The 13,106-nt window shown below is 40.6% G+C and carries 11 protein-coding genes; 7 read left to right on the top strand and 4 right to left on the bottom strand.

What is annotated here, in order from left to right; all coding sequences use genetic code 11:
- Nucleotides 1-214 precede the first annotated feature (214 nt).
- Nucleotides 215-580 carry a DUF6464 family protein gene (locus SYN7502_RS14000; RefSeq protein WP_015169441.1) on the top strand — a complete coding sequence of 122 codons (366 nt, stop codon included), beginning with the start codon at nucleotides 215-217 and terminating at the stop codon, nucleotides 578-580.
- 244 nt (nucleotides 581-824) lie between these two features.
- On the opposite strand, the gene SYN7502_RS13995 is transcribed toward SYN7502_RS14000, so the two are convergent.
- The 4 genes from SYN7502_RS13995 to SYN7502_RS13980 form a co-directional block, all read right to left on the bottom strand.
- Nucleotides 825-1,067, bottom strand: a complete 243-nt coding sequence (locus SYN7502_RS13995; RefSeq protein WP_144050223.1) for an alpha/beta hydrolase family protein — start codon at nucleotides 1,065-1,067, stop codon at nucleotides 825-827.
- Entirely contained in the window at nucleotides 1,037-1,729 is a 693-nt protein-coding gene (locus SYN7502_RS18445; protein WP_051023635.1) for a CE1 family esterase, read from the bottom strand. The genes SYN7502_RS13995 and SYN7502_RS18445 overlap by 31 nt, the downstream gene beginning before the upstream one ends.
- Nucleotides 1,730-1,914: 185 nt before the next feature.
- Nucleotides 1,915-3,774, bottom strand: coding sequence for a DEAD/DEAH box helicase (locus SYN7502_RS13985; protein WP_015169440.1), 1,860 nt, complete (start codon nucleotides 3,772-3,774; stop codon nucleotides 1,915-1,917).
- An 8-nt stretch (nucleotides 3,775-3,782) separates the two neighbouring features.
- Complete coding sequence (locus tag SYN7502_RS13980) at nucleotides 3,783-4,955, bottom strand: helix-turn-helix transcriptional regulator (RefSeq protein WP_015169439.1); 1,173 nt, start codon at nucleotides 4,953-4,955, stop codon at nucleotides 3,783-3,785.
- A 180-nt stretch (nucleotides 4,956-5,135) separates the two neighbouring features.
- Between SYN7502_RS13980 and cas10 the strand changes: the two genes are divergently transcribed.
- Genes cas10 through SYN7502_RS13950 form a run of 6 tightly spaced genes read left to right on the top strand, consistent with a single transcriptional unit; the run spans nucleotide 5,136 to nucleotide 13,097 of the window.
- Entirely contained in the window at nucleotides 5,136-8,165 is a 3,030-nt protein-coding gene (gene cas10, locus SYN7502_RS13975; protein ID WP_015169438.1) for a type III-B CRISPR-associated protein Cas10/Cmr2, read from the top strand.
- Nucleotides 8,162-9,292, top strand: coding sequence for a type III-B CRISPR module-associated Cmr3 family protein (locus tag SYN7502_RS13970; RefSeq protein WP_015169437.1), 1,131 nt, complete (start codon nucleotides 8,162-8,164; stop codon nucleotides 9,290-9,292). The genes cas10 and SYN7502_RS13970 overlap by 4 nt, the downstream gene beginning before the upstream one ends.
- A gap of 5 nt (nucleotides 9,293-9,297) precedes the next feature.
- Nucleotides 9,298-10,080, top strand: a complete 783-nt coding sequence (cmr4, locus tag SYN7502_RS13965) for a type III-B CRISPR module RAMP protein Cmr4 (RefSeq protein ID WP_041430200.1) — start codon at nucleotides 9,298-9,300, stop codon at nucleotides 10,078-10,080.
- A gap of 12 nt (nucleotides 10,081-10,092) precedes the next feature.
- Nucleotides 10,093-10,485, top strand: coding sequence for a hypothetical protein (locus tag SYN7502_RS13960; RefSeq protein WP_015169435.1), 393 nt, complete (start codon nucleotides 10,093-10,095; stop codon nucleotides 10,483-10,485).
- 2 nt (nucleotides 10,486-10,487) lie between these two features.
- Nucleotides 10,488-11,132, top strand: a complete 645-nt coding sequence (locus tag SYN7502_RS13955) for a Uma2 family endonuclease (protein WP_015169434.1) — start codon at nucleotides 10,488-10,490, stop codon at nucleotides 11,130-11,132.
- A gap of 36 nt (nucleotides 11,133-11,168) precedes the next feature.
- Entirely contained in the window at nucleotides 11,169-13,097 is a 1,929-nt protein-coding gene (locus tag SYN7502_RS13950) for an RAMP superfamily CRISPR-associated protein (protein ID WP_015169433.1), read from the top strand.
- Nucleotides 13,098-13,106: the final 9 nt, after the last annotated feature.

Below are 13,106 nucleotides of genomic sequence, written 5' to 3'. Positions count from 1 at the left end.
TAAGATTTTCAAAAACGTAGGTCGAAATAATGATGGCAAAAACTTTTTTAATTTCATAAGGAACTCCTAGGCTATCCGATCTCATTAAAATTCCATATTACGTTTATGTCGATGACTTTAATTTAACTGACCCATTAAAAACCCCTTCTGAAAAGAATGTAACAGTTATGCTGATAAGGGTTGGACTATTGAATCTAAGAAAGATTTCAAATCAATGAAGAAAATTCCCCAGTGCGATCGCTGTAAATTCAATGCCCATAGTAACTATCTAGTTTGTGCTATTCATCCATCAGGAGTAGAAGGTAATCGCTGTCCAGACTTTTTATTAGACCCAGAGGTTCAAGAATTGTTGAGTCCAATAGGTTTTACATTCATTGATGAGCAGCTATACAGAATGCCAATTATTTATCCAGTAGATTTTGAGCCGACTTTAGAGCGATCGCAACAGTGGGAAATTTTGAATACCCATCCATTTTTTACAGGTGTTTGCCCGAATTGTGGCGGAAGTTACCCCCAGAACGTAAAGATCATTCATTATGATTGTCAGTCATGCGGTTGGATGGATGATAGCTTGGGCTAAAAACATTTGGGATGTGAAACTATCTAGCTAACGTGAGTTCGGGATAAGAAAAATTTGAAACTCATACGTGAGGCTAATCCTAGCAAACAGTAATCAATTAGCCCCCTAAATCCCCCAATAAATGGGGACTTTGAAAAGAGTTCTACTAATTTTGTTCCCCCAAAGTTGGGGACTAGGGGTTAAAAACTATTGATTAATAACAGACTTGCATTAGAGAGCGATCTTTAACCCGAACTCACGTTAGCTATTTCTTGGACTTAGGGTGGGTTTGAAAAAAATCCCAAATCACAGAGGTGGCATCAAAATCATGACAAGTTCTGCCAATCAATCTAACGGGGAGATACTGACGACCACCAAACCAAGCATGTCCTCCACCTACCACACGGTATAGCTTTATAGAGGTTCCGTTACTGCCATTATTCCAAACCGATTCCCAGATGCGACAACCATCATTTGCTACATCAGGCAATAGAGTGGTTTTTGGCAATCGATCGGTCTTGTTATGATGCACCCAAAGCTTAATTGTTGCCTCAGTGCTGATAATTCTACCTCTGGTTTTTGCAACATTTCCCCTTCATAGAGAACCAGAGGATCTTCCGTTCCTTGTAAAATGAAAACGGATATAGGCGAAGATGGCGCAAATTGCTTTGCAAGAGGCTCGCTAATACCTCCGACTACAGGAGCGATCGCTGCAATTCGATCAGAAAGCATGGCACCAACATAATGGGAAAAAATACCACCATTAGAAATTCCCGTGGCAAAAATGTAGCGATCGTCCAAGCTGTAAGATTTGCTTACTTCTGCCAATATCTGATTGACAAAGGCAATATCATTTACCCCGTTTTTATAAAAATCACGACCATCCTGCCAGTGCCGATTAACACCATTTGGATAAACCACATAAAAACCTTTACGATCGGCAAGATCGCTGAAATGAGTGAGGTGTTCCATACCTTTAGCGTCTCCACCCCCACCGTGGAATACCAACACTAAAGGCAATCGTTTCCCAAATGCTGCTTGCGGTGGTACATGGACTAGATACGTTCGTTGTCTTCCGTCTAAGAATGTCATCCTTTCAACAGTTTGGGCATTAGCCCCAGAAGCGGTTAGGAGCCATCCCAAAAGTAATCCACAGATTTGTCTTTGCATATTTCTTTTGAAGCGTTAGAAAAAGATATAGACAGTATCTCTATCAAATCGGTTTAAGGTGAAAACATAATGACGCATCTTTAAGGAGTTTGAGTTTTTTGGAATACTGAATTAGTAGCTTGCGATCGCTCCTTTACATTCTCCAGATAAGCCTAAACCATAAAGTCACGATGTTCCATGACCATCTAACCCTGAAGCACCTTCTCCAATTTATTTACAAATACCGAATCCCGATCGCAAGTCAATTCCAAATATTCAGTAGCTCTAGTCATGGCAACATAGAGCAATCTTGTCTCGTCAGCGATCGCCTGGGACTGCATCGGCATAAATCCAATACCTGCTATAAACACCACTGGAAACTCCAAACCTTTGCTACTGTGCATCGTCAATAATTTCACGCTTTGTGCTTCGGGGTGGTAGTTTTTACTATGGCTATCTGCGTTGAACCATTCCACAGGTATATCAGCATTTTTCAAAGCACGGCTAAGCGATCGCCCCATGAAGTCAGTACGGTAGATTATGCCAATATCATTCCATGCTATACCTCTGTTTCTATAGTCCTTAATGCGATCGCATATATGTCTTGTCTCTGCTGAAAAACTAGACAAACGGGTAAATGTCGGCTTTGCCCCATGTCTGCCTACAGATTCGGGCTTGATAAGAACGGGTGCATCTTCTTCACTGTCTTCAGTCGGCTGCATGATATTTTTAGCAAATTCATAGGCAAAGCTCAAAATCTCTTCAGTATTGCGGTAATTAAGCTTGAGGATGGTTGTCCTACCCCTAGCTTGTATGCCTACACTGGCAAAACTAAATTTACCCCGTTCTCGCTTTTCATAAATACTTTGAGCATCGTCATACAGCACTAATAATGAATTAGTTTCTGGATCAACCATCTGCACAATCAGATTGAACCAAGTCGGTTGAAAATCATGCCCTTCATCTAGCAACACTGCACCATATTTGCCTTTGGGTATTTTCTTTTGCTCCACCCCTAGAACAACTTGGTTAACCAACTGCTTTACAAATTCATTACCTTGATGCTTGGTCTCGGGTAAAGGTACTTGGTACAGTCGCAACATTTCCGCACACCAGCGATGAAAATGCTGAACTGTAACTATATTTTGATTGATACCCTTGGCTCTGAGTATCTGTCTTAGTTTTGTGGCTAAGGAAATGTTATAGCACAGTACCAAAATGTGTTTGTTACTCGTCTCTGCTAAATACTGAGAACGATGGAGCAAAATCAATGTTTTACCAGACCCAGCTACTCCATGAATTACCCGATGTCCAGTACCCAAACTTCGTGCTAGTTGCTCCTGTTGCAAGTCCATGATTTTAATCAGGTCAGGTGCAATTGTTACAGGTAAGACTTCTTCATCCTCTTCAGGCTCTGGTAATAGCGACGGCTGAATTGCAATATCTGGAAATATATGCCAACGGATGCGATTAACTTGATGCGGGCTTAGGGTGCGATCGAAATGGTACGGGAACATATTCCATAGTCTTTGTTGAAACTCCACTTCATCAACACTTTCAAGCATTTCATCTTTGCAGATTACCAAATTTGACTCAATAACTTCACCTAAGCCTTGCTTATCAAAAACTGCTCTTGAGATATTGGTAAACACAACACCATAGCCATATGGAACTATACACTTGCCAGCGTAGGCATTTTTAAGAGGATGGACTAGCTCGGCATCACGTTCAAGTAATTTCACAGCATGAAGGGCATACTTTCTTGCTTGTTCTAGGGGATTATCTACTTGCTTAAGTTCGTTGGTATTGCGATCGGCGATCGTCCATTTAGCTCTAGTGACATTTTTGATCGTGTCGATTTTCCAGTCTTTAACTTCTAGTACCAATAAGCCTCTCAATCGGTGCAGAATGATGAAATCGGGGTGCAGTTGCTTTTTGCCAATAGGTACGTCATACCAGATTAGATAATCGTCATCTAGTTTTTGTTCTAGTCTCACCGCAAGCCGCTTTTCGCCTGATGTCATTCGAGCTACGCAACTATTGAGAGATGGGATTAGAGAGGGCATTAAAATTATTACTGAGTACTAGAAAGGCTATAAATTTCATTTAACTTCTTAGCTGATTCTCTATGTTTTTCCACAAGATTATTAGGTGATAGGACAACAGCATTCTCCATAAATCGTCCTACCCATCGGCTAAACTCACTAAAAGATCTAGAGGGTAGATCAACTTGATAATCAATAAACTGGGGCTTACCCTTACAATTAATTTTCTGAGAAATATGCCGCTTTTGTCCTTCTTCAATAAATTTTATAACTGGAGCAAAAAAGCGAACTTTTACAACTTCAAAATTAAGTTTGCGTTCACGCTCTAATTTTTGTTCCACGGGATTTCCTAGATATAGTCCCCATCCATTATTTATTAACTTATGAGCTATCTCTAAGTTTTGTATTTGAACTTCTATGCTGCGAGTTTGAAAGTTAATTATTCTGCAATGATCGGTAAATCTATCAATACGGGCTATTACAAGGTGATTATTCTCACATTTTTCATATAGTAAATACCAAGCAATATCATGATAAATCAGTTGCAAAGGATAAATTGTAATCAATCCTAGCTCCCCTTCATAAGGATCGGAGCAACAATCTATTTCTACTGCTTGCCCTTCTGTAATAGCTATTTCTACAGTATCAAGTGAATGAAATAAAGTATTTTTATATTGCCTATCACTTACCATTTCCTCAATGTCTGTATGCACGATCGCTCTATTAATTTGTGATCTAACAGGATATAAAAACTTACTATTACCTTCAGAATTAAATCCTTGTAATCTTTTTGTTAACGACGCATATATTTTCATTACCTTGGGCGATCGCTGATATTCTGCCAATGAAGCAAAGGCATTAAGGGCAACGCTTAACTCTTCTTTTGTCATCACTCCAGTTCCCAGATAGTAACCCCATCGGTACATTCGTTTTTCTAGAATCCCATAGTTTCGCAGAGTTAGCATATCCTTACGAATTGTAGGAATGGAACAATCAAGCTCTATGCCAAATTTCTGTGATATTTCACCTAGCTTCCGTTTTACGATTGCAATAGAATCATGTTCTCCTCTTTCCTCCATACATTTATCTACCGAATCAGCACTGCCAATACCAGGATACTTAATCAGTGTAGCAATCAAAAGCATTAATCTTTCAAATGCTTGGCGATCGCTATAAGAATGAGGTTTAGAGAATTTTGGCATATTTTATTATAACCAAAAAACAAAAGTTATTATTTTAAGAACAAATATTTTATAGTCCTAAAATATTACTAAATATAGTTTTTACAGAATATTAATAACTACATAAAAATATTAGGAAATAGTAGAAATCATTATGTTTTACTGTTAGAGTGTGTTTGGTTGCAGTAAGGAATAAAAATTGTGTCTAAACAGTTCTGGCAAGCAAAAATTTGGGGACTCCTTCATGATCCTGCATTAAAGGCATTGCATACCAATTATGGACGAGGTGAGCAGAGCTTTTGGCAAGAATTAAAAGTAATGGAAGGTTGGAAAGATCCTGCCAGTTCAGGTGGCACATTACAGAAGCACGTTCTTAATGCCGATTACATAACATCTGCAAGCGATCGTGCGGCTGTTGGTAGCTTGAGCACCAGCATTGACTATGAACAATCAGGTTTAGAAATTTCGCATTTACTTTCAAGTGCTAAGCAAAATTGGGTATTAAATGATGATCACCACCGAAGAGCAATGCAACTGCGTCCTAAAGAGCGGACAGAATATTTTTTAGAAATGGAAAAAAGCTTATTTCCTCAAGCGATTAAGCAATGTGAAGATCCACGCCTTGTATTTTGGTGGCTATGGCGGTATTTACCACAAAAGACTTGTCAGCATTTTAATGATGATTCTCTATTGCTGATGCCTGCAGAAACCAGAATTCCTGATGGGTCAATTTGGAGTCATGTAAGCCTCACCGCAGCAATGGCAGGAGCTTTGGCTGGATACGATCTCACGGAGGCGGACATAAAAAGTTGGACAAAAGGTGATTCTGGTTTATCTCGTCCATACCTAGCAGCTTTCACATTTTCACCAATTCAAGAGTTGATTAAAGCTAGTCGGAAAATGCGCGACTTTTGGGCTGGCTCTTGGATTTTGCATTATCTATCTGCAAAAGTTTGTTGGGCTTTAGCATGGAAATATGGTCCTGATTCTTTAGTTTATCCTAGCTTGTATGCTCAGCCCCTAATTGATTACTGGCTATTGCATGGCATTGGTGAAAAAGAAAATGATTTCAAAGGCTTTAACAAACTAAATCTTGACAAAGAAACGTTAATAAATGACCCAACTGCAAGGCAACTGCTCACAGCAGGATTTCCTAATGTGATTGTGATGGTCTTACCTCAAGAAAAGGTTAAGGCGGCGATGCAATGCGCTGAGCAAACCCTCAAGGACGAATGGATTAGATTAGGCAGTTTATCCTTTGATGAGGTACGTAAACTGTCGAAGCAATGGATGCCTGAATTAACAAAAGATAGTGACACTTGGCAAGGATGGCTAAATGCTCAATGGCAAACCTATTGGTCTGCGGTGGCTGTAGGAGATCCTACTAAAGATTTGAGAAGTTCAGATTTATATAAAGTCACAGATGGGATCAAAGACGAGTGGACAGAATCTCAAAATCGATTTTGCTTGTTAAATCAAAAGAATGCGATGTTTCTTGAGCAAGAGCGAGAATTTTTAACGCAAGCGGGAGAACTGCGACTCAAAAAGCAAGACCGTTATCCTTTTAAAGCCAATGTGGGTTCATGGTGGTGTTATGCTTTTGATCGCTTGCGAGGTAATTTACAAGCTGTCAAATCTGCCCGTGATTGGCAAATACCGACAGCTTTTGGGGTGCGATCAACAATTTCTGGTATAGGTTCGGTACTGCATCCCACACGCAAAATGAGTGAGCAAAGCATTAAAGATCATTGGAAAATCAGAGCAGGTTTGTTTGATGGTAGTGAAATGCTCAATGCTACAGAGGTAACCAAGCGAGCTTTGCATAAGGTTTTGCCGCAACTATTTCCTGATGCTTTAACGGACAATCAAGAGCGAATTGATGCCGCTTATCCAGACCTAACGGCAGGAGTGGCAGGTTATCTAAAGACCTCTAGTCCAGAAATCAGGAATCAATATGTTCAGTCTTGCCAGCAAATTATTAATCAATTTCCTGAAGTCGAAGATGCAATACATCAAATGAAGGGGAAATGGGGTATTCCCTATGCGGATGAACATTTACGCTTGCAGAAGTATCATTCTCGATTACTGAATGCGGGGTGGGTAGTTGAAGATTTGCAAATTGAAGATGAAGAAAGGAAAATCCTTAAATTAGATGTTGAGCAGAAAATCAATCAGCTTTACCCTAGAAATAATCCTGCGGACTGGTATGTTTTAGGGGCAGGTGATGGCGATAGTATGAGCAGTTGGCTCAAGGGTGAGCATTTAGGACTCTATGCTAAATATGTACCGCAAAAATTACGGGATAAACTTCGCGAAACAGCCCAAAATGCTAAAGGAGAATTAAGAGAACTAGAGCAGAAAGTTCAGAAGGGTTTTGAAGATTTTCTTACACAGAAAAAAAGAATGGGAGCTTCAACCCATAGCGCACTATCCCGTGCATTACTTGACTTCTCTAATCAGCTTGTGCCATACCTTACGGAAGAACGCTATGCGGGGCGTTTAATTTATGGCGGTGGGGACGATGTACTTGCTTACACTAATCTGTGGGAATGGGATAAATGGTTGTGGGATATTCGTCAGTGTTTTAGAGGAAGTGCCGATCCTCGGGGTGAATTTAATCATTCGGGGGATTATTGGCGCTGGGCTGGCGAAAAGTCACCTGTAGCAAAACGTCCATTGTTTACGATGGGAAGTGTTGCCACAATTAGTTTTGGGATTGTTGTCGCACATCATTCTGTGCCTTTAGCGATCGCACTGGAAAATATGTGGCAAGCTGAAGAAGAAGCCAAGGAACATGAATATATTAATGCTGTAGGTAAGGAAGAAGCTAAAGATGCGGTGCAAGTGCGGGTCATCTATGGCAATGGCAATATCTTAAAGGCAACTTGCAAGTTTAATGTTTTTGATAAATGGAAACAAATGGTTAACCTTGACATTGATATTGAAAATAGCGATCGCCCTGCACTATTTGAGCAAGCAGCGACTGTTTGGGAACAACATCCTGCTCCTGAGGGGGCAATCAATGCTTGGGCTACTGCATTTTGCGATCGCCGCGATAAGTTAAACGAGCCTACAACCAAAGAAAGTTTTCAAAGAACTTTAACTGATTTCTTGAATGAACTATGGAAAAAAACTGATGAAAAACATCGCGATCGCGAAATACAAAATTGGCTAAAACTTGCTGCTTTTATACTTCGCAAGCGTGAGATTCATGTTGGAGGCAAATCATGAGTGAATTCTTTTGGTATAGATTAACGCCTTTAGATATATTGATGTTTCGTGATGCAAAGCCATTTTCACCGCAGGAACGAGCTTGGGCTGGCAGCGTATTTCCACCAAATAATCATGCGATCGCTGGCGCAATCCGTTCTAGTTTTAACATTAATGGCAATATCCAAATGAAGGGGGTTTTCTTATGTTGTAATGACAATCTTTACTTCCCTCGTCCATTTAACTATGTCAATCAAAATCGTTTAACACCGATCACTTGGCTAGACGATAATCATCCCTCTAAGCAAATGCTCTGGGATCAGAATAAGCCAGCGCCTTTAGTGATAGGCGATCGCAGCAATCATGAACCTGACGAAGACAAACATAAAAAGGGTGACTACCGCGAGTTTTTACCTTGTAATGTGGTTTTAAAACTTCTCGAAAATAAGCCATTAACTGAAGAAGATTGGTTAGTTAATAAAGAGATAGAGAAACAAGATAAGCCTTGGATTGTGGAGACGCGATCTCATAACACATTACAAGATGGTACGCGCCAAGTTAAAGAAAGCGATGGCTATTTTGTGGAAAATGCAGTGCGGATGGTGGAGGCTTGGGGTTTGGCGATCGCAGTTGATGAATTAACCCATAAAAAGCTATCTCACAAAGGAAAATCTTTAGTTATGCGACTAGGAGGAGAAAGTCATCGAGTATTAGTAGAAAGATATGAAGACTTTGATAAACAATGGAATGATTTGCAAGAAGTCTCAAAGAGTAATTTTGAGAAAGGAGACAGATCCCTTGCTTATATGGTGACAAATGGAGTATTTGAGCGTAAGCACGATCAAAAATCAACCTGCCGTCCCTATCCGTGGGAATGGAAACTTGAACACACAGTAAATAAAAATCAAAATAGTGGGAATTTAGTCAGTGTAGCCACCGATAAACCAGTTCCAATTAGTTGTCGTTTTCGTAATGATAATAATGAAAGTGTCCCTGCACCTCAAGTATTTGCTGCCCCCGCAGGCAGTGTTTACTATTTACAACGTCCAGATAAATTATTCCAAGATGATGAAACAACCAAAGTTCATGTCTGGAGACAACTAGGATACTCAGAACTACTGTGGATACCATTCAATAAGGAGAAATAATGACTATGGAATTGACTTACTTATACTTAATTGCCCCACTTCATACAGGAGGCACAACTCAAGAGGGTAATCTGCTGGGAATCGCTCGTGAGTCTCATACAAATTTACCTTACATACCCTCTAGTACGATTCGGGGTAGGTTGAGATCGAGTGAGAGTGATCAACAGAAAAAATTTGCTTTATTTGGTAATGAAATAGCTGATGGAGTCCAACTTGAGCAAGGTTCGATTTGGATTGGTGATGGTTCTATTCTTTGGTTGCCTGTACCTTCATTAAGTCATGGGGTAGTCTGGGTAAGTTCACCTCTTCTCTTACGGCGTTGGCTGAGATTTGCTGGCAATCCTGATAAATTAGAAGTACCCGATCCCTATTCCACGAGTTTGTCCACTAATGCTCCTGTGTATCTAAAGGATGCGATCTTACCTGCTGCTGACTTGCGAAAATGGACGGATTGGGATAAGTTCACAACCAATCATCCTGAGTCTGAAGGAATGAAAAATGTTTTGGTTTTGCCCGATCAGCATTGTGCCACGCTAATTCAGATGAGCTTATGGCGACAGGTCAAAATCAAGCTTGATCAAGACAAAACTGTTGATGGTGGGTTTCGTTATGAAGAAGCAATTCCCCCTGACACCCTGATGTACTTCCCTTGGGGTGTGACCTCGCAAGCCAATGGCAGTAGTCAAAAAGCTTTAACTGATTTCAAAACACTATTAAAAAAAGATTCCATTTTACAGATTGGTGGGCAAGAAAGCTTAGGTCGTGGTTTTGTTCAACTATTTATCTAAAAAGGAGTAATTATGACATTCGATCCACGTAAATTAGGGACATCCGTCTATGATTCCCTAGTCAACCTAAGAGGAGGTAGAGATAAAAATGATCCGATTGTTAAAAAGCAAAAAAGTCAGGCACAGGAACTTTACACTTATCTTTCTACTTGGGGACTAATGCGTTTAAAAGCTGAGGAAATAGCATTAGGAACTGACGGGCGAGAGCAGTCTGTTAAGGCTTTCTTTAGATGTCTTGAAGATATCTCTGGTAAGCAAAATTTGGCAAATAATCAAGGATTATCAACATTGAAAGCCTTGACAGTAGATGAGTATCTTGGCATAACAGGTCTGGGGTTAGCGATCGCTCAAGAATTTAGCTTTTGGACAACAGCAATTTACTATGATGTATCTGGAGATGACTAATTATGAGTGTTACTATTCCGATTAAATCGATAGACCTACGACATGGAAGTACGATCGCTATCCATTCTCTAAGTTGGGGAGATTGTGAAAATATTCTCAATGAGTTAGGGGAAGATCGCCATACCCGCATTGCATACTACCAAGGTACTTTAGAAATTATGTCGCCATTATCAAGACATGAACGCCCCCATCGGATCGCTGGAGATATTGTCAAGGCAATTTTGGATGCTCAGGGTAGAGATTGGGAAGACTTTGGCTCAACCACTTTTCAAAGGCAGTGTAGGGCAGGCTTGGAGCCTGATACTTGTTTTTATATTGCTAATTCGGCGGCAGTGCGAAATTGTCAGGGACGAATTGATGTGGATATTTTTCCACCCCCTGATTTGGCGATCGAGTCTGATGTAACCTCTAAGACTTTGCTTTCTGCCTATCAAGAGATCGCAGTGCCTGAAGTGTGGGTTTATAGCGATGATACTTTAAAGATCTTTTTGCTAAGAGAAGGGCAGTATGTTGAGTCTAAGGATAGTTTGTTGTTTCCAGATTTAGCAATTAAGACTCTGATTCCGCAACTTGTGAGTCGGGCGATTGCAATCGGGGCAAGTTCGATGCTAAGAGAGTTCCGTCAATCTCTCAAGGATATTTTTTAAAGAGAGTTAATTTTAATTTTTCAGGAGAATCTAGCTATGGCATTTACAAGACCAAACGCGCCTCAAAGACCTACTACAGCCCCAACAAAGCCTAATCCTGCTATTCAAACACCAAAGACACAAAAGAAAGTAATTCCAGCACCTGCTAGAGGTGGAGGAGGCAATCAAGGTGGTGGAAATCATGGCGGTGGAGGTAATGGTGGTAATAATCAAGAGCCTTCGCCTTGGTTAATGGGACGATCTCCTGAGAAAATTGATCCTTCGGCGAGTTTTGTTGAATATTTGCGCTGGATGCGATCGCTAGATCAAGGAAACAAAGACGGAACAAAGCTCCAGATTTTACAGTTGTCCGAAGACAAAGCTGACTATTCTAAACGCTTAACAAAATTGACCGAACGGACTAAGAAGATTGCAGGAGAGGGTAACTATTTTCAAGTGAAATGCCCTTGGCGAATTCGAGTAGGCGGACATCGCGGACCCGAGAGTATTTTGTTACCAGCTTTTGATGCTTTAGGGATGCCATATATTCCTTCAAGTACCTTGCGGGGTGTGGCAAGGGCTGAGGCATTTCGTCAGTTAAATAATGAGAAGGAAGTCGAGAAATATTTTGGTTCTCTGGATGCCAAAGATAGCGATCGTATGGGCAAGATAGTTTTTCTGGATGCCTATCCTGTCCCTAGTCGTGATGATATGTCGGGCGGTTTGACTGTAGATATGGCAAATAATATTTGGAAGTGGAAAGATGGTTGTCTAGAGTATGAACCTAATCCCAATCCATTTTTATCTTTGCAGGAGCCGATTTTTTTAATTGGCATTAGGGCAGCGAGTACAGTGAGTGATAATGCTAAAAAAGCACTAATTGATAAGGTGATGGGCTGGTTGACGGCTGGCTTAATAAATGGTGCCGGTTCTCAGGTTAATTCAGGATATGGGGCTTTGCTTAAGGCTGGTGAAAGCGATCGCTCTAGTCGTGAGTTTTTTAGAGTTGAGTTTGGCTTAGAAGGTCAACTTATTCATGGTCGCCAGAAGTTTACACAGTGGCAATGGAACGATCGCCGTAATGAATATCAAATGCGTGGTCAGGCTGAAGCTGAGGTTCGCCCTATTGCTTTTAAGTCAATGCTACGTTATTGGTTTCGTGCCTTTGCATTAGGGATTATTCCTGCAAAACTAGTTAATGAATGGGAAGGAAATCTTTTTGGATCTCTGGATATTCAGGGTAGTGGATGGGTACAAGTACGAATTTTAGAAGGTGCTGTGGTACAGAAAGAACCACGTCCAAATACTCAAGGTAGGGATGATAAATGTGGAGAACAGGCTGGTATTTTAACCTTGTCTCATTCGACAGAACCAAACGCTCAAAAGCCCGAAAATGTCGAAAAGTTGTTTAGGAGTCTTACTTGGTTGATGTTTAACCTCGGTGGAATCGGACAAGGAGCAAGAAGACCTTGTTACTCCCGAAAAACTCGAGAACGTGCCCCCTGGTATCGTGGTTCTACATTCTTTATCGATAGTGATGATGCTTTCTGGGATCTTCCTGATGAGTTAAAAGATATACAAAAGCTATATCAATCCAAGATCAAGCATTTTTCCGAAGCACTAAGAGAGTTGAGCAATTCTAAAGGAAATCTAGCTGCACCAACTGCGATTAGTGGCGATCACTGGCGTGAGGCAGTGGATAAAAATTGTAAGATTGTGCTGTGTGGGGGTGATGAGGATTATGGTAAGCCCTATGCGCTGTCAGTTTTGCATAGTAAGCAGTTAAAGGTTAAAGATCGGCGTGGTGAGGAAACCTATGATGGTAATCTCTGCGGCATTGTAGGTAAAGAAGTAAAACCTTCTCCAGTCTGGATAGCTAGTATAGGTGAATATCAAGTTGTTACTGTATTTGGAGCAACCGAAGACCCACGCAAAGCATTTATTAGTAAATTAAAAGGAGCAATTCAAATTTTTCCATTCACTTAAAAAGTGCGA

Source organism: Synechococcus sp. PCC 7502 (genome assembly GCF_000317085.1).
GTDB lineage: Bacteria > Cyanobacteriota > Cyanobacteriia > Pseudanabaenales > Pseudanabaenaceae > PCC-7502.
Note: the sequence above shows the minus strand (reverse complement) of the source record. Positions and strands in the feature narration are given on the sequence as shown.

Excerpts from the sequence above, each read along its gene's own strand:
- SYN7502_RS14000 (WP_015169441.1), top strand. The coding sequence starts at position 215 with ATGAAGAAAATTCCCCAGTGCGATCGCTGTAAATTCAATGCCCATAGT.
- SYN7502_RS18445 (WP_051023635.1), bottom strand. The coding sequence starts at position 1,729 with ATGCAAAGACAAATCTGTGGATTACTTTTGGGATGGCTCCTAACCGCT.
- SYN7502_RS13985 (WP_015169440.1), bottom strand. The coding sequence starts at position 3,774 with ATGCCCTCTCTAATCCCATCTCTCAATAGTTGCGTAGCTCGAATGACA.
- SYN7502_RS13980 (WP_015169439.1), bottom strand. The coding sequence starts at position 4,955 with ATGCCAAAATTCTCTAAACCTCATTCTTATAGCGATCGCCAAGCATTT.
- SYN7502_RS13970 (WP_015169437.1), top strand. The coding sequence starts at position 8,162 with ATGAGTGAATTCTTTTGGTATAGATTAACGCCTTTAGATATATTGATG.
- cmr4 (WP_041430200.1), top strand. The coding sequence starts at position 9,298 with ATGGAATTGACTTACTTATACTTAATTGCCCCACTTCATACAGGAGGC.
- SYN7502_RS13960 (WP_015169435.1), top strand. The coding sequence starts at position 10,093 with ATGACATTCGATCCACGTAAATTAGGGACATCCGTCTATGATTCCCTA.
- SYN7502_RS13955 (WP_015169434.1), top strand. The coding sequence starts at position 10,488 with ATGAGTGTTACTATTCCGATTAAATCGATAGACCTACGACATGGAAGT.
- SYN7502_RS13950 (WP_015169433.1), top strand. The coding sequence starts at position 11,169 with ATGGCATTTACAAGACCAAACGCGCCTCAAAGACCTACTACAGCCCCA.